Annotated in this window: 20 protein-coding genes; 11 read left to right on the forward strand and 9 right to left on the reverse strand. The window is 68.5% G+C overall.

Annotated elements, in window-relative coordinates; genetic code table 11:
- Positions 1–45: 45 nt before the first annotated feature.
- Complete coding sequence (locus NWFMUON74_RS05730) at positions 46–1221, forward strand: exonuclease SbcCD subunit D (protein ID WP_187686935.1); 1176 nt, start codon at positions 46–48, stop codon at positions 1219–1221.
- Positions 1218–5084 carry an AAA family ATPase gene (locus tag NWFMUON74_RS05735; RefSeq protein ID WP_187686936.1) on the forward strand — a complete coding sequence of 1289 codons (3867 nt, stop codon included), beginning with the start codon at positions 1218–1220 and terminating at the stop codon, positions 5082–5084. Before NWFMUON74_RS05730 ends, NWFMUON74_RS05735 begins: the two co-directional genes overlap by 4 nt.
- A gap of 192 nt (positions 5085–5276) precedes the next feature.
- Here the strand turns inward: NWFMUON74_RS05735 and NWFMUON74_RS05740 are convergent, their stop codons facing one another.
- The 4 genes from NWFMUON74_RS05740 to NWFMUON74_RS05755 form a co-directional block, all read right to left on the reverse strand.
- The gene (locus NWFMUON74_RS05740) at positions 5277–5786 is read right to left on the reverse strand and encodes a methylated-DNA--[protein]-cysteine S-methyltransferase (protein ID WP_187686937.1); all 510 of its coding nucleotides are present in this window, start codon (positions 5784–5786) and stop codon (positions 5277–5279) included.
- Positions 5783–7282, reverse strand: coding sequence for an AlkA N-terminal domain-containing protein (locus NWFMUON74_RS05745; RefSeq protein ID WP_187686938.1), 1500 nt, complete (start codon positions 7280–7282; stop codon positions 5783–5785). Before NWFMUON74_RS05745 ends, NWFMUON74_RS05740 begins: the two co-directional genes overlap by 4 nt.
- A gap of 125 nt (positions 7283–7407) precedes the next feature.
- Positions 7408–7647, reverse strand: a complete 240-nt coding sequence (locus NWFMUON74_RS35600; protein ID WP_342212965.1) for a YbdD/YjiX family protein — start codon at positions 7645–7647, stop codon at positions 7408–7410.
- Positions 7644–9938, reverse strand: a complete 2295-nt coding sequence (locus NWFMUON74_RS05755) for a carbon starvation CstA family protein (protein WP_187686940.1) — start codon at positions 9936–9938, stop codon at positions 7644–7646. Before NWFMUON74_RS05755 ends, NWFMUON74_RS35600 begins: the two co-directional genes overlap by 4 nt.
- 335 nt (positions 9939–10273) lie before the next feature.
- Between NWFMUON74_RS05755 and NWFMUON74_RS05760 the strand changes: the two genes are divergently transcribed.
- The 3 genes from NWFMUON74_RS05760 (at position 10274) to NWFMUON74_RS05770 (ending at position 13379) form a co-directional block, all read left to right on the forward strand.
- Entirely contained in the window at positions 10274–11563 is a 1290-nt protein-coding gene (locus tag NWFMUON74_RS05760) for an ABC transporter substrate-binding protein (RefSeq protein ID WP_187686941.1), read from the forward strand.
- Positions 11564–11649: 86 nt separating this feature from the next.
- The gene (locus NWFMUON74_RS05765) at positions 11650–12525 is read left to right on the forward strand and encodes a carbohydrate ABC transporter permease (protein WP_232111110.1); all 876 of its coding nucleotides are present in this window, start codon (positions 11650–11652) and stop codon (positions 12523–12525) included.
- Between the two features lie 44 nt (positions 12526–12569).
- A complete protein-coding gene (locus NWFMUON74_RS05770) occupies positions 12570–13379 on the forward strand; it encodes a carbohydrate ABC transporter permease (protein ID WP_187688950.1) in 810 nt (269 codons plus the stop codon).
- A gap of 4 nt (positions 13380–13383) precedes the next feature.
- On the opposite strand, the gene NWFMUON74_RS05775 is transcribed toward NWFMUON74_RS05770, so the two are convergent.
- Positions 13384–15204, reverse strand: coding sequence for a tetratricopeptide repeat protein (locus NWFMUON74_RS05775; protein WP_187686943.1), 1821 nt, complete (start codon positions 15202–15204; stop codon positions 13384–13386).
- A 172-nt stretch (positions 15205–15376) separates the two neighbouring features.
- Positions 15377–15832 carry a PaaI family thioesterase gene (locus NWFMUON74_RS05780; RefSeq protein ID WP_187686944.1) on the reverse strand — a complete coding sequence of 152 codons (456 nt, stop codon included), beginning with the start codon at positions 15830–15832 and terminating at the stop codon, positions 15377–15379.
- A gap of 376 nt (positions 15833–16208) precedes the next feature.
- On the opposite strand from NWFMUON74_RS05780, the gene NWFMUON74_RS05785 reads away from it, so the two are divergent.
- The 3 genes from NWFMUON74_RS05785 to NWFMUON74_RS05795 all read left to right on the forward strand — a co-directional run bounded on the left by NWFMUON74_RS05785 (position 16209) and on the right by NWFMUON74_RS05795 (position 19496).
- Positions 16209–17441, forward strand: coding sequence for an SGNH/GDSL hydrolase family protein (locus NWFMUON74_RS05785; protein WP_232110863.1), 1233 nt, complete (start codon positions 16209–16211; stop codon positions 17439–17441).
- 12 nt (positions 17442–17453) lie between these two features.
- Entirely contained in the window at positions 17454–18533 is a 1080-nt protein-coding gene (gene ychF, locus NWFMUON74_RS05790; protein ID WP_187686945.1) for a redox-regulated ATPase YchF, read from the forward strand.
- A 303-nt stretch (positions 18534–18836) separates the two neighbouring features.
- On the forward strand, positions 18837–19496 hold the full coding sequence (locus tag NWFMUON74_RS05795) for a GIY-YIG nuclease family protein (RefSeq protein ID WP_232110864.1): 660 nt from the start codon (positions 18837–18839) through the stop codon (positions 19494–19496).
- A gap of 108 nt (positions 19497–19604) precedes the next feature.
- On the opposite strand, the gene NWFMUON74_RS36510 is transcribed toward NWFMUON74_RS05795, so the two are convergent.
- Positions 19605–19733 carry a hypothetical protein gene (locus NWFMUON74_RS36510; protein ID WP_269475320.1) on the reverse strand — a complete coding sequence of 43 codons (129 nt, stop codon included), beginning with the start codon at positions 19731–19733 and terminating at the stop codon, positions 19605–19607.
- Positions 19734–19790: 57 nt separating this feature from the next.
- Positions 19791–20264, reverse strand: a complete 474-nt coding sequence (locus NWFMUON74_RS05800) for an NUDIX hydrolase (RefSeq protein WP_187686946.1) — start codon at positions 20262–20264, stop codon at positions 19791–19793.
- A gap of 77 nt (positions 20265–20341) precedes the next feature.
- On the opposite strand from NWFMUON74_RS05800, the gene NWFMUON74_RS05805 reads away from it, so the two are divergent.
- Complete coding sequence (locus NWFMUON74_RS05805) at positions 20342–21013, forward strand: HAD family hydrolase (protein WP_187686947.1); 672 nt, start codon at positions 20342–20344, stop codon at positions 21011–21013.
- Here the strand turns inward: NWFMUON74_RS05805 and NWFMUON74_RS05810 are convergent.
- On the reverse strand, positions 20994–22265 hold the full coding sequence (locus tag NWFMUON74_RS05810; RefSeq protein WP_187686948.1) for an NsdA family TPR-like regulatory protein: 1272 nt from the start codon (positions 22263–22265) through the stop codon (positions 20994–20996). The two genes, NWFMUON74_RS05805 and NWFMUON74_RS05810, sit on opposite strands and share 20 nt — an antisense overlap.
- 235 nt (positions 22266–22500) lie before the next feature.
- On the opposite strand from NWFMUON74_RS05810, the gene NWFMUON74_RS05815 reads away from it, so the two are divergent.
- Together NWFMUON74_RS05815 and NWFMUON74_RS05820 are read left to right on the forward strand one after the other, a co-directional pair.
- A complete protein-coding gene (locus tag NWFMUON74_RS05815; protein ID WP_232110865.1) occupies positions 22501–22782 on the forward strand; it encodes a hypothetical protein in 282 nt (93 codons plus the stop codon).
- Positions 22783–23086: 304 nt separating this feature from the next.
- Positions 23087–24043 carry an alpha/beta fold hydrolase gene (locus tag NWFMUON74_RS05820; RefSeq protein ID WP_232110866.1) on the forward strand — a complete coding sequence of 319 codons (957 nt, stop codon included), beginning with the start codon at positions 23087–23089 and terminating at the stop codon, positions 24041–24043.
- Positions 24044–24081 lie beyond the last annotated feature (38 nt).

The following is a 24081-nucleotide window of genomic DNA, read 5'->3' on the forward strand; positions in this document are numbered from 1 at the left end:
GGCCGGTTTCGGATCTGTCAGTGGGAGCGTCTACGGTTGCGCGGCATGCGGATGCTGCATACGTCGGACTGGCACATAGGGCGCACGTTCCACGGCGTGGATCTGCTTGCCGACCAGGCACGTTCGCTGCGATCGATCGCCGAGATCGTGGCCGCCGAGGGGATCGAGGTGGTGATCCTGCCCGGCGACGTGTACGACCGGCCGATACCCAGCGCCGACGCGATCGCGGTGTGTAATCGGGGATTCGAGGCGATCCGGGCGGCGGGGGCGGTGATCGTGGCGACGTCGGGCAACCACGATTCGCCCACCCGGCTGGGCGCGCTGGGCAGCTTCGCCGCCGCGGGCGGGCTGCATCTGCGCACCACCGTCGCCGATGTCGGGCGGCCGGTGCTGCTGTCCGACCGGTTCGGCGAGATCGCCTGCTACGGCATCCCGTATCTGGAGCCGGAGATCACCCGCGCCGAACTGGAGGTGCCGCAGGCGCGTTCGCACGCGGAGATCCTCGACGCGGCGATGGCCCGCATCCGCACCGATCTGGAGCAGCGCGGGCGCCCGCGGTCGGTGGTGCTGGCGCATGCCTTCGTCGTGGGTGGCGAGGCGACCGGTTCGGAGCGCACCATCTCGGTCGGCGGTGTCGAGACGGTGCCGCTGGGCGCCTTCGACGGCATCGACTACGTGGCGCTGGGGCATCTGCATTCGCCGCAGACGCTGTCGGATTCGGTGCGGTACTCCGGTTCGCCGCTGCCGTACTCGTTCGCCGAGCGCTCGCACCGTAAGGCGGTGTGGATAGCCGACCTGGACGCCGACGGGCTGAAGGACGTCGTGCGGCGCGATCTCCCGCAGGTACGTGGTCTCACCCAGCTCACCGGCCCCCTCGAGGAACTGCTCGACGACCCGGCGCACGCCGGGGCCGAGGACGACTACGTCTCGGCGACCTTGACCGACCACGCCCGCCCGGTCGACGCGCTGCGGCGGCTGCGCGGCCGATTCCGACACGCCGTCCACGTGGAATGGGTTCGCCCCGAAGGCAATCCGGAGTTGCGCTACCGTGAGCGGGTGCAGGGCCGAGGCGACACCGACGTAGCGCGCAGCTTCCTCGCCGACGTCCGCGGCGAGCCGTCGCCGGGCGAGATGCAGTGGATGGAGCGCGCGCTCGCCGCGGCCGTCGCCGAACGGGAGACCGAGGTCGTGGCAGCCGTCGCCGACGAGCTGACGGCATGAGGCTGCATCGGCTGGAGGTGACGGCCTTCGGGCCCTTCGCCGAGACGGCGACCGTCGACTTCGACGAACTCGGCGCCGACGGACTGTTCCTGCTGCACGGGCAGACCGGCGCCGGAAAGACCACGGTGCTCGACGCTATCGCGTTCGCGCTCTACGGCCGGGTGCCGGGCGCGCGGGGGGAGAGCAAGCGGCTGCACTCCGACCACGCCGATCCGCAGATTCCGCCGCGGGTGCTGTTGGAGGCCACGCTCGGCGGTCGGCGGCTGCGCCTGATCCGCTCCCCGGAATTCCAGCGTCCGAAGAAGCGCGGCACCGGCTGGGTGACCGAACAGGCCGCCGCGACATTGGAATGGCTGGACGGTCGCGGGCATGCCAACCTCTCCCGCATACCCGATATCGGTGACGAGATACTCCGCCTGCTCGGCATGAGCGCCGATCAGTTCTTCCAGGTGGTGCTGCTGCCGCAGGGCGATTTCGCCCGCTTCCTGCGCGCGGACAACGAGGACCGCGAGAAGCTGCTCGAAAAGCTATTCGACACCGAGCGTTTCGGCACCGCCGAACAGTGGCTCGCGCAGCGTCGGCGCGAGAGCGGCGCCGAGCTGGAGACGCAGCGCCAGAGCATCGACCGGCTGATCGCGCAGGTGGGCGGCGCTGCCGGGCTCGGCGTCACCGAAACCGTCGCCCCGTTGGAGTCTGTCGAGTGGTCGCAGCGGCTCCTGGCGACCGCGCGCACCGAGCTCACCACCGCGACCACGGAACTCGAACGCTGCCAGCAGGTTTCGGCCCGCGCCCAGACGGCGGCCGAGGAGCAGCGCCGCCTGCGCGACCTCCACCGCCGCCTGTCCGCCGCCCGCGCCCAACTCGACGAGTACGCCGCGACCGCCGGTCACCGCACCCGGCTGACGGCCGAACTGGACCGCGCCCGCCGCGCCGAACCGGTAGCCGCGGCCTTGTCCGACGCCCGCTCCGCGGCCGTGACGCTGCGCCGCCGCACCGACGAGGCCCGCGCCACCGCCGAACGCCTGGCCGTCCGCCTCCTCGACCCACCCAGTGCCGAACTACCCGGAACCGCCTGGGCCGCATCCGATCTCGCCACCGCCGAACTGGCAGGCACCGACCTGGCAGCCGACCTGTCCGAACTGATTCCCGCCCCGTCGGCGGCTGCCGAGACTCCGGATCCCGACCGCCAGGCACCGTCCACGTCGGCCGAGGAATCGTCCGGACCGGCTGGTCATGTGGCGCGTGCGGCCGAGTCCCGCGACCGCGTACTGCGCGCGGCGGCTCCCACGGCCCCCGATCGGATCCTGTCGCCCGCGGCCGAAACTGTCGACGTCGATGACCCTGTGCCGACGGTCGAATCGGCCGAGTCCGGCGCACCGGTGTCGGCTGCCGAGCCCGAGGAACTGGAGCTGTTCTCGATCGACAGCTTTCTCACCCCGAGCGCGAAGGCTCGAGAGAAGCTCGAGGCCGCTACGGGCGAACAGCCCACATCCGCTGAGCGGCCGCCCACGTCTGCCGCCGGCAAGCGGAAGCCGCCGGCCAGCGATCGTAGCGAGTCCACAGCTGGTGAACGGCCCGAAACCGCGGCGGCGGAGCCGTTCCCGGCCGATCCGCGATCCGCGTTCGGGGAGCGTGCCGAGGTGGCGGCTCGCGGGCAGGCCGAGAGCCTGTCGGCGGGCAGGGTGCCGGTCGAGCGATCGGGAGCTGCGGCCGAGGCCCGGTCCGCGACCCCGGCCGAGAGCGGGCTCGAGGCGGCTGTGCGGGGTTGGTCGGCGCAGATCGGAGCGTTGGACGAGGTTCGGGCGGATGCCGAGTCGGCCAAGTCGTTGGCGGCCGAATTGGCCAGGCTGCGTGAGGAATACGCGAATACGACCGCGCGGGCCGAGAAGCTGAGAGTGCGGCGGGCAGAGCTGCCCGAGTCGATCCGGACGGCCGAGGTGCGGTTGCGGGCGGCCGCCGATGCCATGGCCGGGCTGGCGGGGCTGGCCGCCGAGTGCGAGCGGTTGCGGGCTGCCGCGACCGCCGCGGTGGATCTGGTGCGGCGCCGTGCCGAGGCCGCGCGGGCCCGCGACGAGTACGAGACGGCCCGGACCGCGCACGCCGATGCCCGTGAGCACACGCTGGATGTGCGTGAGCGTCGGCTCGCGGGCATGGCCGCCGAATTGGCGGGCGAGTTGGCGGACGGCCGGCCGTGCGCGGTGTGCGGCGCCACCGAACATCCCGAACCGGCCCGCCCGGCCGCCGCGGCCGCCACCCGCAGCGACGAGGAACGGGCGGTCGCGGCCGAACGCGCAGCCGAAGCCGCCCGCGACCGCGCACTGGCCCGCACCACCGAACTGGAGCGCCGGATCGAGGTGCTGGTCGAACGCGGCGGTGACGGCGACAAGGCGGAGCTGGCCGCCGCCCTGACGGCCGCCACCGATGCCTACGAGGCGGCGGGCCGCGCGGCCGCCCAGCACGACGACCTCACCGTGGAATCGGCCCGCCTGCGCAGTGCCGAGACCCGCCTGCACGACGAACTGCGCGAACTCGAATCCCAGTGCAGCGCGGTGCAGGAACGCCTGCTGGCCGCCGATCGACGCCTGGCCGAACTCACCGAACGCCTGCGAGAGGCGGCGGGCGCGGACGGCACGGTGGACCGCCGCCGCGCCCGCCTCGAATCCCTCGTCCGCGATGCCGCCGAACTACGTGAGGCACGCGTCGAGGCCGCTGCCGCTCGCGACCGGGTGACCGCGCTCGCCGCCCGCGTCGAGCAACTGGCACGCGCCGCGGACCTGGTACCGCAGTCGGAAAAGGCTGCCGCCGAGGGAGTTTCGAGGTACGGGCGGTCCATTGCCGATACCCGGTCCGAACCAGAGCACGCCGAAGGCGTTTCGGACCCGGAGCGGTCCATCGCCGCTACCCGGCCCGAAACAATGCACGCCGAAGGCGGTTCGGACCTGGAGCGGCTCCACGCCGATACCCGTTCCGCGACAGGGAACCCCGACTTCGCCGTGCTGGCCTCTTACGCCGAGGTCGTGGACGCCGCCACCCGTACCGCCGCACAGCAGTCGGAGATGGAGGCCGTGCTGGTGGCGGCCGACCGCGCCCGCGCGCATGCGGAGGCCGTCCTGGCCGAGCCGGAGATCCGCGCGGCCGCCGACACCGAGCCCGCCGATCTCGCCGAGCTGGAAACCGCTGTCGCACAGGCACGTACCCGCTTGGACGCGGCGGTCGGCACACACGCCGAGGCCGCCCGCAGGGTGGCGCGGCTGGAGGAGCTCGGCGGGCAGTTGTGGGCGGCGGTGGATCGGATCGCCCCGATGCAGCAGGCCCACGACGAGCTGGCCGGGCTGGCCGAGGTGGTGGCCGGACGCGGCGAGAACAGCCGCCGGATGTCCTTGCGCTCCTACGTCCTGGCCGCGCGTCTGGAGGAGGTGGCGCTCGCGGGTTCCGTGCGGTTGCGCCGGATGTCCGGCGGCCGTTACGAATTCGTGCACACCGACGCGGCCGGTCCGCGCGGCCGCCGCGGCGGGCTGGGCCTCGATGTCCGCGACGACTACACCGGCGCCATCCGCCCCGCCAAGACCCTCTCCGGCGGCGAGACATTCATGGCCTCACTGGCCTTGGCGCTCGGCCTGGCCGACGTGGTCGCCGCGGAGGCCGGCGGCCTGGTGCTCGACACCCTGTTCATCGACGAGGGTTTCGGCAGCCTCGACGCCGACACCCTCGACTCCGTCATGGGCGTCCTGGACGAACTCCGTTCCGGCGGCAGAGTCGTCGGCGTGGTCAGTCACGTCGACGAAATGCGCCAGCGCATCCCCAGCCGCCTCCACGTCATCCGCGAACCCACCGGCTCCCGCCTCCGAACCACCGTCGCCTGAACGTCTCGCCGCGCGACAGAACCGCCCGGCCCCGCGGTCGTCCGACGCTTCGCCGAGTGCACGTCCTCGCGACCGGTGCTCTGTCCAAGGGCATTCCTGCGAGTCAACCGCCGTCATACCGGCATGTTTCGGCCGGGATCCGCCCGCGCACAGGTCGTTCCGGGTGACGGCATGCCCGAAATGACGATGGGGTCACCCAGTCCGCGACGCCTCGTGGTCCAGCAGCCACCGCTTGACCGGGAGCCCCCAGCGGAACCCGCCGAGGGAACCGTCGGTGCGCAGGATGCGGTGGCAGGGGACGAAGAGGGCGGCGGCATTGCGGGCGCAGGCGTTGGCGGCCGCGCGGATCGCCTCGGGGCGGCCGGACAGGTCGGCGAAGGCGGTGTAGGTCACCGGTTTTCCGGCCGGGACCTTGCGCAGCACCTCCCAGGCGTGCACGAGGAACGGCCCGGAGAGCTGCCGCACGGTGATGTCGTCGATCGCGAAAACATCACCGTCGTGGTACTTCTCGACGGCGCGGGTCACCGCTCCGAGCGACGGCCGCTCGCGCAGCGAGGCGGGGCGCAGGCGCGGGTGGATCAGCACGCGCAGTTCCTCGGCGTCGCCGGTCCAACCGGCGGCCAGGACGGCACCGTCGGGATCGACCAGCGTGGTGAACGGCCCGACCGGCGTCGGGCTCGTCGCGTACTCGGCCGTTGTCATTGCCGCACACTCACTTTCGCGGAGCCGTTGGTGGTACCGGCGGGCACCGTGCGCTCGGCCAGCGCCCGCTTCCACAGATGCATGGACAGGTAGGACCGCCACGGCGCCCATCGCGCGGTGTCGGTGAGATCGATGCCGAACAGCGCCGCTCCCTGCCGCACGACGAGGTCGGTGTGCAGCAGGATGTCGGGGTCGGCGAGCAGCCGCATGGTGACGTAGTCGGCCGTCCACGGACCCACTCCGTCCAGCGCCAGCAGGTCGCGGCGCACGTCGCCGGCGGTGCGCCCGGCGTGCAGCGACAGGTCGCCGGAGGCCAGTGCGCGCGCGGCCGACAGGATCGATCCCGTGCGCCGCGCCGGTCCGGTGAGCACCTCGGCGCCGCGCTCGGCGATGGTCTCCGCGGTCGGGAACAGCCGCGGCACCGGCCCACTCACGGTGTCACCGAGCGCCTCGACCAGCCGTGCGGTGTGCGTGGCCGCCGCCGACACCGAGATCTGCTGCCCGATCATGGTGCGCAGCAACAATTCCGGGCCGTCCAGGCAGCCCGGCACGCGGATGCCCGGGGTGATCGCCGCGCGGCGGAATCCGGCCGCCAGCGCTTCGTCGATACCGACCGGGTCGGCGTCGAGGTCGAGCAGGTGTCGCAGCCGCGCGACCGTCGGCGCCAGGTCCCGCATGTCGTGCAGTGCCAGACCCGCGCGCACGTGCCCCGCCTGCACGCTCAGCCGCACCGTCGCGTGTCCGTGCGGGGTGCGCAGGGCACGGGTGTAGGTGCCGTCCTCCCACAGCTCCAGCCCGGGCACCGCGTGCGACGACAGGAACCACTCCAGCCAGGACCGGTCCAGCGGTTCCCGATACGGCAGGCGCAGGGTGAGCATGCCGTTGGTGGCCGGCAGCGTGTCGCCGCGCAGCCGCCGCGCCTCGTCTCGCAGCGTCGTCGGGCTCACCGCGAACACCTCGCGCACGGTGTCGTTGAACTGCCGGATGCTGGCGAACCCGGCCGCGAAGGCGATGTCCGACATCGGCATCCGGGTGGTCTGGATGAGCAGCCGGGCGGTGTGCGCGCGATGGGCGCGAGCCAGCGCCAGGGGCCCGGCGCCGAGCTCGGCGGTGAGCACCCGGGTCAGCTGCCGCTGCGAGTAGCCCAGTGCGCCGGCGAGCGCGGGCACCCCACCGCGTTCGATGGTGCCGTCTGCGATCAGCCGCATGGCGCGGGCGGCCAGGTCGGCTCGCGTGTTCCACAGCGGCGACCCGGGCGCGGCGTCGGGCAGGCAGCGGCGGCAGGCCCGGAATCCGGATTGCTGCGCGGCCGCGGCGGTCGGTAGGAAGGTGACGTTGGTGCGCTTCGGAGTGATAGCAGGACACGATGGGCGGCAATAGATTCCGGTCGTCCGCACCGCGGTGACGAAGTGACCGTCGAATCGGGCATCGCGGGTCGCCACGGCACGGTAACAACGCTCGAAGTCCAGTCCGTTCGCACTCACGCCGTCCACCATGTCAGTCCGAGCCGATCCGCGCTAGCGGAAATCTGCCACCTTCCCCCACGGCTCGAATGTTGCATCGCGATGCACGATCGCTATCACAGTGATTGCTGGAGATGAACTGGATACCCGGCCGCCGCTCAGCAACATCGGGTGCCCGGATTGCGGGCCGCCGCGTCGTGCCGGTCCCGCCAGTACTCCCGCTCGCTCGGAAGCGGCCGATCGGGATGGTTGCGCCGCAGATGCTCGACGTAGCGCGCGTAATCCTCGCCGCCGAGGATCGAGTTCATGTACCAGACCATGGCGCGTGCGCCGCGCAGGACGGCCCGGCCGGGACCGCCCCGCGCGGCGCGCGGCGTGTCGATGCCCGGCTCGGTCACTTTGTCGCCACGGCGGACGCGGCTCCGGGCGTCTCGGCCTTGTCCGTGCGCGCCCGTTCGTCCCATTCCCGCTGCACCTCCTTCTCGGCCTTCGAGGTGAGAAAACCGCTGGGCCCGAAGATCTTCGACGGCGATTCCGGCGACTCGGTGGTCGGGCCGCCGCCCTTGCGCAGCGCCCGCACGCAGACGATCAGGCCCACCGCCGCCACGATCAGCACCAGCACCGCGAAGACGATCGACAGGGTGCCCTGGATGAAGGTGTTGCGCACCACCTTGTCCATGTCCGCCATGGACTTCGCCGGTGCCACGATCTTCCCCGCCTGCCGCGCGTCGCTGTAGATGCTGTGCTGCTTCCAGTATCCGATGTTCTTGTCGGCGGAGAAGATCTTCTGCCAGGAGGCCGTCATGGTGACGACGAGATCCCAGATCAATGGCAGCGCGGGAATCCAGGCCCATTTGACCAGGCCCTTCTTCACCACGATGACGAGCACGACGGTCAGCGCCACCGCGGCCAGCAGCTGGTTGGCGATGCCGAACAGCGGATACAGCGTGTAGATGCCGCCCAGCGGATCGGTGACGCCCATCAGCAGCACCGAACCCCACGCCGCGACCACGACGAACGAGCACAGGAACACCCCCGGCCACCAGGACGGGTTCTTGAACTTGGCGGCCGGACCGCCGAAGTTGCCGAGGGTGTCCGAGAGCATGAACCGCGCGACCCGGGTACCGGCGTCGATCGTGGTGAGAATGAACAGCGCCTCGAACATGATCGCGAAGTGGTACCAGAACGATTTGAGCCCGGTACCGCCGATGAACTTGTGCATCACCTCGGCCATGCCGACGGCCAGCGTCGGCGCGCCGCCGGTGCGCGAGACGATGCTCTCCTCGCCGACATCCTGCGCCGCCTGGTTCAGTTCGGCCGCGGTCATCGGATCACCGCCCAGGCCGAGGCTGTTGGTGTAGGTGGCCGCCTTCTCCGCGGTGCCGCCGGTGACCCCCGCGCCCGCGTTCATGGCGAAGTACAGGTGCTGGTCGAGAATGCTGGCGGCGATGAGCGCCATCACCGCGACGAACGACTCCATCAGCATGCCGCCGTAGCCGATCATCCGCGCCTGCGACTGCTTCTCCAGCAGCTTGGGCGTCGTGCCCGAGGACACCAGCGCGTGGAATCCCGACAGCGCACCGCAGGCGATGGTGATGAACAGGAACGGGAACAGGCTCCCGGCGAAGGAGGGACCGCTGCTGTTGCCCGCGAACTGCGAGACGGCCGGGGCCTTCAGCACCGGCATGGTGACCACCACGCCGACCGCGAGCAGCACGATGGTGCCGACCTTCATGAACGTCGACAGATAGTCGCGCGGGGCCAGCAGCAGCCACACCGGCAGCACCGAGGCGATGAAACCGTAGACGATCAGCAGCCAGGCGATGGTGGTACCGGACAGTGTGAACAGGTCGCGGCCCCAGCCGGATTCGGAGACCCAGCGGCCGGAGATGATGGCCAGCAGCAGCAGCGCGAAGCCGACGATCGAGATCTCGCCGACCTTGCCCGGCCGCACGTAGCGCAGGTACAGGCCCATCAGCACGGCGATCGGGATGGTCATCGAGATGGAGAACACGCCCCAGGGGCTGCCGCCGTGCAACTGCCCGTCCGCGCCCTTGGTAGCGGCCAGCGCGTTCACCACGACGATGCCGAGCACGGCCAGCAGGATCACCATGATGACCAGCACGGCGATCAGCGCCGCCGCGCCACCGACCACGCCGAGTTCGTCGCGGGCCATCTGGCCGAGACTGCGCCCGCGTCGTTTGGTCGACGCCCACAGCACCAGATAGTCCTGTACCGCCCCGGCCAGCACCACGCCCACCACGATCCACAGCACGCCCGGCAGGTAGCCCATCTGCGCGGCGAGCACGGGACCGACCAGCGGCCCCGCACCGGCGATGGCGGCGAAGTGATGGCCGAACAGGACCCGCCGGTCCATCGGCATGTAGTCCTTGCCGTTCTCCATCTCCTCGGCGGGAGTGGCGACCCGATCGTCCGGCTTGGTGATCTTCCATTCGATCAGCCGCGCGTAGAACTGGTAGGCGATGATGTAGGTGCAGACGGCGGCGATCACGATCCACACCGCGTTCACGTTCTCGCCGCGGGCGATGCCGAGCACGGCCCAGGCGGACGCGCCCAGGACCGCGATGACGAGGAAGATCCCCTTCTTGGCGGGCGTGATCGGGGAACGGTCCACGACTCCCACGGGAGGTAGGTCGGGGTCTGTTCGGAGGGCTTCGATGGTCGCCATGCGAGCTACTCTCCCGTGCTTCATTGCTGGTCTTGCGGAAACGGACACAACGTAGCCGAACCGAGGCGCGTCCGAGTTCGACTTAAGAAAGTCCGAACACAGCGATCGGTACGTTCTTGTATCCGACTGTATGTTGCCACGCGAATCTCACATACTGCGCGGTCCATTCCCGCTTCTCGAGATCGTGCGAATGCGCGGCCGCGCGTGTCACTGCGGCCGTGCGCGCCGCGCGTCCGTATGCTCCCGTGCTGGTCAGCGGTTTACCGCCACGCGGTGCCGACTGACCGGGTCGGCGCACCGGTCGGCCGCGCCCGCCGCCGTGCCGAGGGAGATTCGTGACACCGACGCGTCGTTCCGTACTCCGGTCCGCGCTGGCGTTACCGCTGGCGGCCGCCTCGGGGTGCGGCGCGGACGACGACGCGGTGACGTTCTTCTTCCAGGCGCGCCCGGAGGAGGCGCGCGCCCGGGTGCGGATCATCGACGAATTCCACCGTCGCCGCCCGGACATCCGGATCCGCACCGTGCTGTCCGGCCCCGACCCGCTGCAGCAGATGCTGACCTACTGCGCGGGCGGTCGATGCCCGGACGTGCTGATGTCGTGGGAACTGCTCTACGCGGGCCTGGCCGAGCGTGGCGTGCTGCTGGACCTGCGCACCATGCTGGACCGGGAGCCCGACTACGCCGACCGGCTCCGCCGCGACAGCTACGGCCCGCTGTACGAGACGTTCGGTTACAACGGCGGGCAGTACGCGCTGCCCGAACAGTGGTCCGGGGTGTTCCTCTACTACAACCGGAAACTGTTCGAACAAGCCGGGATCCGGCCGCCGCGACGGTGGAGCGAAGCATGGACCTTCGCCGAATTCCTCTCCGCGGCACAGGAATTGACACGATCCGGCCGCAACCGGCAGTGGGGATTCGTCGACGGCTGGGTGCCGTATTATTCGGCGGCCTGCTTCGGGATGAACAACGGCGCAGAATGGTTCAGCCCGCCGATGGCTCCGGCGCGCACCAATATCGGCGACCCGCGATTCGCCGCGGGCGTGCAGTTCTACGCCGATCTGGCGCTGCGGCACCGGGTCGCGCCCGCAGTCGCGGACCAGCAATCGGTTTCGGCCTACGACCTGTTCTCGCGCGGACGCGCGGCGATGCTGCTGGGCGGGCACTGGCTGTATTCCGAATTCGCCGGGCGCGAGGGCCTGGACTTCGATGTGACGGTTCTGCCGGTCGGACCGCACGGCGGGCCCGGCGCCGTCACCGACGTCGGCTGCACCGGCCTGGGAATCGCCGCCGCCAGCCCGCGGCGCGAACCAGCCTGGGAGTTCGTGAAATTCGCTACCGGGCCGGAGGGGCAGGCGATCATCGCCGAATCCGGGCTGTTCGTCCCGGTGCTCGGCTCGGCCATGCACTCACCGCAGTTCGCCGCCGCGCACCGGCCGATCGCCAACTTCGAGGTGTTCACCGAGGGGCCTGATCACTCTCGCCAGTTCGCGATCACGCCCGCGTGGGGAAAGGTGGAATCGCTGTTGTCGCGCAACTGTAATCGAGTACTGCGAGGGGCTGCCTCGGCCGACTCGCTCGCGGACACGGCCGCCGACATCGACACCTTGTTGCGGGCACGGGCATGAGCCGATGCTCGCTCCCTGACGCGCCGATCGACCGGCACGGCACCGTGTCGAATCGGGGGAACCGCACCCAGCGTCCACGCTCCGCGCTGGCGCGCCGACGGATGCGGGCCGGGATGGGGTTCGTGGCACCCAATCTCGCGGCGGTCGCGGTGTTTCTCCTGTTCCCGCTGGGCTTCTCGCTGTACATCAGCTTCCACTCGTGGGATCTGTTCGGCCCCATGCGTTTCGCCGGGCTCGGTAATTATCGGCAGCTGCTCGGTGATCCGCTGTTCTATATCGCCTTGCGAAATACGGCCGTGTTCACCGCGGCGGCCCTGGCGCCGACGGTGGCGATCAGTCTCGCGGTCGCCGCCGCCCTGAACCGGACGGTGCGGGGCATCGGGATATTCCGCGTGCTGGCCTTCCTGCCGCTGGTGGCCTCGACCGTGGCGATGGCCGTGGTCTGGCGATTCCTGTTCATCACCGACGACGGACCGGTGAACCTCCTGCTCGGCTGGTTCGGGCTGGGACCCGTTCCCTGGCTGAGCGACCCGAACTGGGCGCTGCTCGCGCTGACCGTCGTCACGGTATGGAAGAGCGTGCCGTTCGCCACCGTCATCCTGCTCGCGGCCATGCAGGGCGTTCCGGAGAACCTGTACGAGGCGGCGCGCATCGACGGCGCGGGCACGTGGCGGCGGTTCCGCTCCATCACGGTGCCGCTGATCCGGGGCGCGCTGTCGTTCGTCTTCGTGATCACGATCATCAACTCGGTGCAGGCCTTCGACCAGGCATATGCCTTGACCGACGGCAACGGCGGACCCGAGACCGGCACCTACGTGCTGGGAATCATGCTGTTCCAGAACGCCTTCCGGTTCTACGAGATCGGCTACGCGGCCGCGCTGGCCTGGGTGGTGTTCGCGCTGCTGCTGGTGCTCACCCTGATCCAGCTCTGGCTGGCGCGCCGCGAACCGGAGCAGCCGTGAACTCCGCCACCGCGCGTGGGCAGCAGCGGATCCTGCGCCGGACCATGCGCGGCGCACTCGGGTACGTCGTGCTGATCGGGATCGCCTGGTGCGCGGTCGGCCCGATCCTGTGGGCGCTGTCGGCATCGCTGAAAACCGAAGGGGCGGTGAGCGATCCGAATCCGATTCCGGCCGAACCGCACTGGGCGAACTACGGGGAGGTGTTCGTCCTGCTGCCGCTGGGGCGCATGCTGTTCAATACCGCCGTCTATGCCGGGTGCGTCACCGCCGGGCAGGTCTTCTTCTGCTCGCTGGCCGGTTACGCCTTCGCGCGCTTGCGTTTTCCGGGCCGGGAGATACTGTTCCTGGCCTATCTGGCGACGCTGATGGTTCCGCTGACCGTCACCGTGATCCCGCAGTTCATTCTCATGCGCACCTTCGGCTGGGTGGACACCCCGTGGGCGATGATCGTGCCCGGTCTGTTCGGCTCCGCCTTCGGCACGTATCTGATGCGCCAGTTCTTCCGGACCCTGCCCGCCGAACTGGAGGAGGCGGCGATCCTCGACGGCTGCGGCACCTGGCAGGTCTACCGGCGGGTGCTGCTGCCGCACGCCCGGCCCGCGGTGATGGTGCTGGCCGTCCTCACCTGGATCACGGTGTGGAACGACTTCCTGTGGCCGCTGGTGATGATCCAGCGCAACCAGATCGCCACGGTCACACTGGGTCTCGTGCGGCTGCAGGGCCAATATCACACCGAGTGGCCGATCCTCCTCGCCGCGGCCGTGATCGTGCTGGTGCCGCTGCTGGTCGTCTACGCGGTCGCGCAGAAGTCGTTCGTGCGTGGCATCGCGCAGTCGGGTCTCGGCGGGCGGTGAGGGCTCACCGCCGGTTTGCGGGCGGCGTGCCGGCGGCCTCGGCCTGCAGCGTCGCCCGGTGCGCGAGAGCGAGATGCTCGCGGGTCTTCACCGTATCGGGATGGTCCGGGCCGAGGACCTGCTCGCGATCGGCGAGGGTGCGGGTGAACTCGTCGACCGCGTCGGCGTAGCGGTCCGCCTCGAAGTACGAGCAGGCCAGGTTGCTGCGGGCGAGGATGGTGAGCGGGTGCTCGTTGCCCAGCAGCCGCTGCCGGTCGGCGAGCACGCGGCGGTAGAGCTCGATCGATTCCTCGCGCCGCCCCAGCCGCTCGTAGGCGAGCGCCAGATTGCCGCGGGCGCGCAGCGTCGCCGGATGGTCCGTGCCCAGCGCCCGCTCCGCGGTGTCGACCGCTTGCTCGGACAGTGCGGCGGCCTCGGCGACGCGCCCGGCCTCCAGGTGATCGTCGGCCACCGCCGCCAGCGAATCGATCGTCTCCGGATGGTCGGCGCCGAGCGTGCGCTCGCGGACGGCGAGGCTGTGCTGATTCAGCTCGGCGGCCTCCTCGATGCGGCCGGCCTCCCGCATCGCGAGGGCGAGGCTGTCGTAGGTGGCCAGGGTGTCCGGGTCCTCCGCGCCGAGCACACGTTCGGAGTCGGCGAGGGTGCGTTTGTACAAGGCGATCGCCTCCGGCAGCCGGTCCGCCTGGCGGTAGGCCATGGCCAGATTGTGCCGGGCCGCAAGGGTATTGCGGTGCTCGTAGCCGAACACGCGCTCGCTGTCGGTGAGCGTGCGCTCGTACAGATCGATCGCCTCGCGCAGCCGGCCGACGCGGCGGTATCCGCGGGCCAGCTTGGTGCGGAAGTTGAGCGTGTCGACGTCGTCGGGGCCCAGCACGGCCTCGCCGTCGGCGAGCACCCGCTCGTAGAGGTCGTTGGACTCGGTGATGCGCCCGGCGTCGTAGTAGGCGCGGGCGAGATCGCCCGCGGCGACCAGGGTGTCGCGGTGCGAGGGCCCGTGCGCCCGTTCCCGGTCGGCGACGATGCGCTCGTGCAGGGCGATGAGTCCGGCGTGCCGCCCGGTGAGTGTCGCCGCGTCCGCGGACGGCGCGTCGACCGCGGCCTGATGCTCGATGGTGGGGGCGGGTTCGTCGGACGCCGCCTCGGTGCCGGAGTTGTCGCCGGGTGCCGTACCGGTGCTGGCGGTTTGGTCGGGCGCCGTACCCGTGCTGGACGTCTCGTCGGGCGCTGTGGCCGCGCTGGTGGTTGTGCCGGATGCCGTAGCTGTGTTGGTGGTTCGGTTGGGTGTCGTAGCTGTGTTGGTGGTCTCGTCGGGTGCTGTGGCCGCGTTGGTGGTTGTGCCGGATGCCGCACCTCTGCTGGAGGTTCGGCCGGGTGCCGTACCCGTGCTGGGAGTCCCGTCGGATGCCGCACTCGGGCCGGCGGTTTCGTCATCGGCGGGTGTTGCCGGGACGGTGCTGACGGCGTGCGGGATGGGCTCGGTCGGTGCCTCCTCGGCGACCGGCTTCGGTTTCGCGGGCGCGGGCTGCGCAGGCGCGCCCGCCGCTACCGGCGGCGTCGCCGTTGCCGCGGCTGTCGGGGACAGTGTGAGTTTCACTGTGTGCGTGGTGGTTCCGCCCGGCAGCGGGGTGTTCGCTCCGACCACCCAGAAACGTGGTTCGCGGTTGTCGGCGTCGCTGTCGATCAACAGTTGACACGTCAGGTCGATGGCGGTGGGCTCGAAATCGATGGCCTCGAACGGACGTATCGCTGCCAGCTGCGTCGACAGCGCGGCAACGACGTCGGTGAGCGGCAGTGCTCCGGCGAGCCCTTTTCCGCTGTCCGGCATGGTGATTCCCCTCGGGAGCGCGTATGAACCACCGCCGCGAGGCGGCTTCTCCGATCGTACGGTTCCCCGCCGGCACTTCCACACGGTAGTGGTGAGCGTGGCACCGGAGGGGCAGTATACGGGCAGCGCGCCGTGAAACTTCTTGCCCCGCAGCGGCATGCGCGCGACGGGCTCAGCCCGCGCCGTTGCCGATCGGCGCGACGATCACCGACTTGGTGACCTGGCTGGTGGCGATCACCGTCGACGGCGAATCGCTCAGTACCGCAGTCGCGGTCACGAACGCGACGCCGCGGCCGCGCTTCACCAGTTCGCCGTAGACGAGCACCCATACGTCCCGGGGCGCCGCCCGGACGAACTGGGTGGAGATGGCATGGGTCACGGCGTGCTCGCCGGGGCCGAGCGTCGGCGCGACCGCCAGATATCCGGCGAGTTCGATGACCGCGTTGAGCGCCCCGGCGTGCAGGGTGCCCGCCGGAGTCACCGCCAGGCCGCGCACCGGAAACCGCACGCCCGCGGTCGGATCGTCGGTATCGATCAGCTCGGCGCCGAGCGCGTGTTGCAGCCCGACCAGCAGCGCGGCGTCCGCCCGCGCCCGCAGGTCACCGTCATCGACGACGTCGGAAGACACGGCCGCAGCCTAACGCGGTCGGAGCCTTTGCGCGGATGAACTTTTCGGAAAATGGGTGCGAGCGTCGGGAGAACAAAGGCTCACCTGCTCGGCGCCCTCCTTCGCGGATGGGGTGCCGAGCGGACAGCGGCGGAAATCAGGCCGGTGCCGCTCCAGCGCGCTTCCACCGAGGCTCCGGCCGCCATGCGTACTCAGGTCAGCGATATGTAGGCAGCGAAGTTGTCGGACACGATGGATATCGTCGGCGTGCGGTTCTCGACCGGTACCGTCCGCGGGATGCGATGTCGTCGGCCGGGAATGCGCGGGCGCGCCGCCGGGTTGGTGAGTTCATCCGGGCGGCTCGGGCCGTGTGGCTGCTGACGAAGGGATCACACCCGTGCGTGCTGTGAGTGTTGTCGCCGCGATCGTCGCGGTCGTCCTGGGATTGTCCGGAGGGGCCACGGCCGCACCGGCGGCGGGCTGGGAAGCGGTGTGGGCGACGGCGCCGATGCGCGCGGCGGAGGGTTTCGCGCCCAACTGGTCGGAGGCCGGGTTCGCGGATCAGACTGTGCGGCAAACGGTTCGGGTCAGCAGCGGCGGACCGGCGCTGCGGGTGCGGCTGTCCAACGCGTACGGCACGCAGCCGCTGGAGGTGACCGGAGCGACGCTGGCCCGGACGGCTGCCGGCGCCGCGGTGCGCACGGACACCTTGCAGCACTTGACGGTCGGACTGAGTCGCACGTTCACCCTCGCGCCCGGCGCGGAGATCGCCACCGACCCCGTCGTACTCGCGGTGTCGCCGCTGGAATCGCTGACCGTCACCCTGTATTTCGCCCGCGCGACCGGCCCGGCCACCCACCACGCGCAGGCGCTGACCACGACGTACCGCGCGAACGGTGACCACCGAGCCGACGGCACGGCCGACGCGTTCACCGACACTTCGGAGTCCTACTACTACCTCTCCGGCGTCGAAGCGGCCGCGCTGCCGCGTAACTCGGGCGTGGCCCTGTTCGGCGACTCGATCACCGACGGCTACGGCGCGACACCCGACGCCCGCAACACCTACCCAGACGAACTCGCCGAGCGGCTGACCGCGCGGGGCACGCCGCGCCCGCTGCTGAACCTGGGCATCGGCGGCAACCGCGTGACCGTCGACTCGCCGAGCCTCGGCGACAGCGCGCTCTCCCGGTTCCATCGCGACGTGCTCGCGCAGCCCGGCGTCGGCACGGTCGTGATTCTCGAGGGCATCAACGACATCGGTCTCAGCGGCGGCGGCGATCCGGTCGGCGCACCGTTCACGGTCGTCTCCGCCGAGCGGCTCATCGACGGGCACCGGGAACTGATCCGCCAGGCGAGGGCCGCTGGCATCCGGGTGATCGGCAATACCCTGCTGCCCTTCGCGGGCTCGGACTACCACACCGCCGACCGGGAAGCCGTCCGCCAGGCCGTCAACGCCTGGATCCGCACCTCGGGAGAGTACGACGCGGTCGTCGACCTCGACGCCGCCCTCGCCGACCCGGCCGACCCCGCCCGCCTGGACCCCCGCTTCGACGTCGGCGATCACCTGCACCCCAACGACGCTGGATACGCGGCAATGGCCGACGCCATCGGCCCGCGCCTGCCCGCGTAGACTCTGCTTCTCGTGAGTCTCACCCTCGGTATCGTCGGCCTGCCCAACGTCGGAAAGTCGACGCTGTTCAACGCGCTGACCAAGAACGACGTGCTGGCGGCGAACTACCCGTTCGCCACCATCGAGCCGAACGTCGGGGTGGTGCCGCTGCCCGACCCGAGACTCGACAAGCTGGCCGAGATCTTCGGCTCCGCGCGCATCCTGCCCGCCACGGTGTCGTTCGTCGACATCGCCGGCATCGTGAAGGGCGCCTCCGAGGGTGCGGGCCTGGGTAACAAGTTCCTGGCCAACATCCGCGAGGCGGACGCCATCTGTCAGGTGGTCCGCGTCTTCGCCGACGACGACGTGGTGCACGTCGACGGCCGCGTCGACCCGCTCGCCGACATCGAGGTCATCGAGACCGAGCTGATCCTCGCCGACCTGCAGACCCTGGAGAAGTCCGTCCCGCGCCTGGAGAAGGAAGCCAAGGTCAAGAAGGACCGCAAGCCGGCCTACGAGGCGGCGAAGGCGGCCCAGGACGTCCTCAACGAGGGCAACACCCTGTTCTCCGTCCGCGACAAACTCGACACCGACCTCCTGCGCGAACTCTCCCTCCTCACCATCAAGCCCTTCCTCTACGTTTTCAACGCCGACGAATCCGTCCTCACCGACGAATCGCGAGTAGCCGACCTCAAAGCCGCCGTGGCCCCCGCCGACGCCGTCTTCCTCGACGCCAAGGTAGAAGCCGAACTCCTCGAACTCGACGACGAATCCGCCGCCGAACTCCTGGAATCCATCGGCCAATCCGAACCCGGCCTCCACGCCCTCGCCCGAGCCGGCTTCCACACCCTCGGCCTCCAGACCTACCTCACCGCCGGCCCCAAGGAAGCCCGAGCCTGGACCATCCACCAGGGCGACACGGCCCCCAAGGCCGCAGGCGTCATCCACACCGACTTCGAACGCGGCTTCATCAAGGCCGAAATCGTCGCCTACGACGATCTGATCGAGGCGGGTTCGATGGCCGCAGCCAAGGCGGCGGGGAAGGTGCGGATGGAGGGGAAGGATTATGTGATGGCGGATGGGGACGTGGTGGAGTTCCGGTTCAACGTGTAGTTGATCAGCGTCGGCTCCCTCTCCCTCCAGGCCGCGCCCGGTGCCGAAACCGGCCCGATCTCCGCCGCATACTCAGCGTCGAAGACCTTCCTCAACGCCGTCACGATCCGATACGCCAAAGAACTCAGTGACACCAACATCCTGATCAACTGCGGTTGCCCCCGGTTTCACCGCAACGGACCTCAACGGCTTTCGCGGTTACCGCACCCCCGCACAAGGAGCGGCAATCGCGATTCACCTCGCGAACCTCCCCGACAGCGGACCGACTGGGGGATTCTTCGATGACGCCGGAACGATGCCCTGGTGACAGGTTCAGATGGTCGTGCCACGATCTATCGGGTGGAGACCGACTCGTCGCGGTTGGCGGATTACCTGGCGGCCCGTCCGTATTGTCGTGCCGAGGTACTTACGAAGCCATCGCCCGTCCCGGCGGCGCGTGGTGTCTACGGCTGGTGGTTCCGGAGATTGCCGGCTGGGATCGACGCTGGATGCTGCGTCACAAAGGATGGTCTTACGCTGCTCTACACCGGAATCGGACCGTCGAAGCCGCCCTCGAACGGCAAGGCGCCAAGTCGGCAGACCCTCAGATCGAGGATCAGGACCCATTACACGGGTAATGCGGCCGGTTCGACGCTCCGGTTGACACTCGGGTGTCTGCTATCGGATCAGCTCGGGATCGAACTCCGCTTGTTCGGTTCGGGCAGGCGATTGCATTTCGGTTCGGGTGAACGTCTGTTGTCGCAATGGATGCACGAAAACGCGCTGGTTTCATGGATAACCGATCCAACGCCCTGGGAGCTCGAGGACGAGCTGATCGCGACGCTCGATCTGCCGTTGAATCTGAAAGGCAACGCGCGCAACGGGTTTCATACGGTTCTTACGGCAGCCAGGTCGGCAGCGAGAATTCGCGCGGCCGGTCTGCCGGTGCTGGCCAATCCGGGCGTAGGCGGCCGCTGGCCGTAGTGGCCGATATCGCCGGACTGAAGCGGAACGCTCCTTCCCGCGCGGTCGGGAGCGGACCACGACGTGGCGGGTTCTCATCCCCACGATATGAATGGGCGTTTCGGTCAGTCATTCGGCGTCCAGAAGCTCTCGTGCTTCGAACTCGCCTCGTTCCGCGTCGTCTGCGGACTCGAGCAGGCGTACTCCACCGTGGGTGGTGAGGACGTGGAGCGTCTCGTGGATTGGGTTTGCAGTCATGGCGAGTCTCTGTCGACGTTGTATGAGAGCTGTGGACCGTATGCTGGTTCGGTCAAATCAGCCGATGTAAGGGTGGGGCAGCGTGGCGTAGCCGTGGTTGATGCGGAGGCGGATCGACGGGTGAATAGGTAAGGTGGCTAGTTCGTTTCGAGATGTCCACCTTACGTTCGGGGATTCGGGGCTGGGCTTCAAGGTGTCGGTGCCTGTTGGGTGTGCTTTGAAACAGATCGAGAACTGTTGGCGTACTTCGCCGTCCGAGTAGGCCATGATGTGTCTGGGGTCGCTGTAGATACCTACCAAGCATGTGACTTCTATGTCTATGCCGGTTTCCTCTCGCGTTTCTCGTACTGCTGTTTCGGTGATGTACTCGCCGAAGTCCTGGGCGCCGCCGGGTATGGCCCACAGACCGTTGTCGCTTCTCTGGATGAGGAGTACGCGGTTGTCGGCGTCTCGGACGAAGGCTGTTGCTGCGACGACGATGCTGTTCGGCTGAGGTGCGTTCGGGTCGTCGTAGTATTCGACGCGGGACATATAATCCTCCGCTCGGACCGAGCAACGCTCAGGCGGGACCAGCGTTCGCCCCGGAACCTACAGGTACGGTTGGGATCGTGATTTCGGCGGTGGTGTTCGACGTTGGTGAGACGCTTGTCGATGAGACTCGGGAGTATGGGACGTGGGCTGATTGGTTGGGGGTTCCGCGGCATACGTTTTCGGCGGTATTCGGTGCGGTTATCGCGAGTGGGCGCGACTACCGGGAGGCGTTTCAGGCGTTCCGGCCTGGGTTCGATCTGACTCGTGAGCGGCAAGCCCGGATCGATGCGGGCGATCCGGAGACTTACGGGGAGGAGGACCTCTACGCCGATGTTCGGCCCGCGTTGTCCAGGTTGCAGGAGATGGGGGTATGGGTGGGTGTCGTTGGTAACCAGACAGTTCGGTCCGGCAGGATTCTGAGGAGTCTGAACCTTCCGACGGATTTTGTTGCGACATCGGATGATTGGGGTGTCGCGAAGCCGTCGGTGGAGTTCTTCGCGAAGGTGGTCGAGGTGGCGCCGTGCAGTGCTGGACAGATCGTGTACGTCGGTGACCGCATCGACAACGATGTCGCGCCTGCCAAGAAGGTTGGCATGCGGACCGCCTACATCCAGCGCGGTCCATGGGGCTGGATTCTCCGCGACCAGCAAGTGGTCGCGGACATGTCGGACTGGCGGATCCGGGAGCTGACTGAGTTGCCGGAAATCGTTGCGGCGGAGAATGGTTCGGCTAACCAATCAGTGAGTTGACTGTTGTGTGCCAGTCGTAGAGTCGATTGTCGAGGCTCCGGACGGCTGGCAGCGAATCCCACTGGCGAAGCGTCTGACGGACCGCCTTGATGCGTTCCATTGCCGTCGCGTACCAGTTGCGACCAAGGATATCGAGCGCTTCCTCGAGATGTGTGCAGGCTTGCTCGGGGTTCGCCTCCAGCGCTGAGGCGGCCGCCAGGTCCGCAAGATAGATGGATCGCTGTTTGATCGAGTCGTCGGGGAGGTCCGAGAGGACTCGCTCGAGAGCTTCGCGTGCCTCTCTGCCCCGCCCGGCGGCGATGAGGGTGTTCCCCTTGAACCCGGCAAGTCGAGTGGGCGAGAACCAATCGAGCCAGGCCGGAGATGGATTGGTTTCACTGTCGTATTCGCTATAGGTCTCCTCGGCATGCTGGAGCAGTTTGAGAGCACGGCGGGTATCGCCGAACCGTGTCTCGATTTCGGCTTCCACGGCATCGAGCCATGCGACCATTTCGGCGCTGGCGTTGCCCCGGCGTGCGAACGTTCGAGCGGCTCGAAGACGGTCGCGAGCTTCTTCCGCACGTGACGGGTCGCCGGAGAAGGCCGGAGCGAATGCCATGTGGGCCAGCGTCGCCGAGCCGAGCAGCGCATCGTCGGCCTCGTGGGCTGCTTGAAGTGCCGACACCAAGCTTCTTTGGGCGAGTTCTGGCTTCTGAAGATCGAAGAACTCGATCCGTCCGGTAAGCAGACTCGACTCGGAAACCGCCCGGGCCAGAAGCGTTTTCGCGGGCGAAGGCACCCGTTGAAGTAGGTCCAATCCTAGCGCCGAATGCTCGGCAACAGCATGATGCAGCCGTACCACAGGCACCGACCAATAGAGGTGCCGATAGGAAACGGTGATCGCCATGAAGTCGGTCGCGACCGACGGCGGGAGGGTGGACATCGGTGCACCGAAACGTCTCGGAACCCAATTTTCGGATGTGGGAGCGCCCGAAGGCTTCTTGATGCCGGGCGCTTCGTCCTCTGTCCAAGGGGGAGTGAAGCCGAGGTCGGTAATGGGCCGTTTGAACAGGGCCTCCAGGGCGGCTGCGTGTTCGGGGTGTGGCCAAGGCGATTCGCTGGATTCCCAACGACGAACCGTCCGCGTGCTGATCGAAATGCGCAGTCCGACTGCATGTGCCGTGTCATTGAGCGCTTCCGCGAGGGCGGCTTGCGACCGGTATCCGAGGGCCTGGCGGGCCGCGCGTAGTGCGGAGTTTCCTGAAGTCGTCATGCCACCAGGCTAGTCCTCTATGAGGACATCGTGCGCGGAAGGGGCGTCGTTATGTCCTCTCTATGGACTCTTGTATGTCCTTTCTTCGTCATCCTTCTAGCGAGAGCATTCACGCATCAAAGCTCGCCGTCCGGGTGGGCAAAGGCGCTCGGAGATCGATCTCCCGACACGGATGTGCCGACCGGACCGGACATGACAGAACGAGGGGTGACTCATGAGGCGGCTTCCGACGGCTATGGGATGGATCGATCCCGATATGTCGGATTCTTTGGAATGGGATGTGGCGCAGGTGCGGCGGTTGGCCCGGCGGCTAGGCTACCAGCTGATCTGGCGCGGTGACTCTCCGGTTCGGTTGGTCGATCAGGTCCGCGCCGAGGAGGTCGATGTGGTGCTTGTACCCGCGCCGTACCATCTCGGGGTGCTCGAGATCGACGCGGTCACGCACATTGCCGATATTGAGACGGCTTGTCCGCGTCTGTCTTTCAGTCGTTGGGCCGTGGGGAGTGGCGGCAGATGAGTGGATGGGTAGTGGTGGGGCTTGTTGCCGCGGTGGTTATTCCGGCGGCGGTTCTGGGAGCGGCGTTGTTCTGGCCGCATAGGCCGCCAACGGGCCGGTCGGTCAACGTTATTCGTCGTGTCGAGGCTGAGGACCGTTTTGAAGGGGGAGGGAAGGCGCTGTAGGTCGTTGCGGTGGAGTGGTCGATCGAGTGCTCAATGTCCGCGAGCAGTCGGGTGCAGTGGCGAGCCGGGGTCGGTCGCTGATGGGAGTGGGTGGCTGACTTTTCTACAAGACACGGGCGTTGTCGCTGGGCAGGGTTGGGGTGCTGCGGGACGAAAGGAAAGGGGCTCTCATGGGCGACACCAGTGCCAGGTCGGTGATGGGACGGCGTTTCAAGTCGGTGGGTGTTGCGGTGTTGGCCGCCTTGGTGATTGGTGGTGCGGGGGGCGTTGGGAATGCCGCGCCGGAGGGCTCATACGAGGGGATGGTGACGGTGACCGGCGGAGACGTCCATGTCGTGACGGACGGGAAGCCGCGGGCCGAGGCGGTGGTACTGGTGCATGGGTTGGGTGGGTCGGTGGGGTGGTGGGAGGAGGTGATGCCCGCGTTGCGGGACAAGTACGTGTTGCGGATCGATCTGCTCGGGCACGGGCAGTCGGCGAAATCCGAGAGTGGGTACAGCATCGCGGAGCAGGGCAGTCGGGTCGGGGAGGTGCTCGATCGGCTCGGTGTGCGGCGGGCGGTTGTGGTCGGGCATTCCACGGGTGGATATGTGGCGACGGCGCTGGCCGAGCAGCGACGAGGACTTGTCGAGGCGCTCGCGTTGATCGATTCCGGGCCACGGCTCGATGCGTTGACCGACAACGGCCCTGCGGGGGAGTTGCTGCTCAATCCCGCTATCGGGCAACCGTTGTGGCCGTTGCTGCCGGATGCTGCGATTCGGTATTCCATGAGCAGTGCCTTCAGTTGCGATGTGCCGATCCCCGATCGGCTGGTCGCTGATTTCCGGGGTATGACCTATCGCAGCGTCACCGCGACATCAAATGCCTCGGACGAGTATTTGCGAGATCGGGTCGAATCGGATCGGCTCGTGGACCTCCACCTGCCCACCATGGTGATCTACGGCGTGCAGGACAAGCGTTGGCCCGCGGAGTCTTTCGAGGAATATCGTCGGGTACCGAATGCGCGGCTCGAGTCCCTCGATTGCGGCCACACCCCGATGCTCGAGAATCCCGATATTACCGGCGCCCTCATCCGCGACTTCGCAGAGAATCACTGAACAGGGCTCCAGCGCCCGACCACCACCGAGTACGAGGG

The organism is Nocardia wallacei (assembly GCF_014466955.1).
GTDB classification, from domain to species: domain Bacteria; phylum Actinomycetota; class Actinomycetes; order Mycobacteriales; family Mycobacteriaceae; genus Nocardia; species Nocardia wallacei.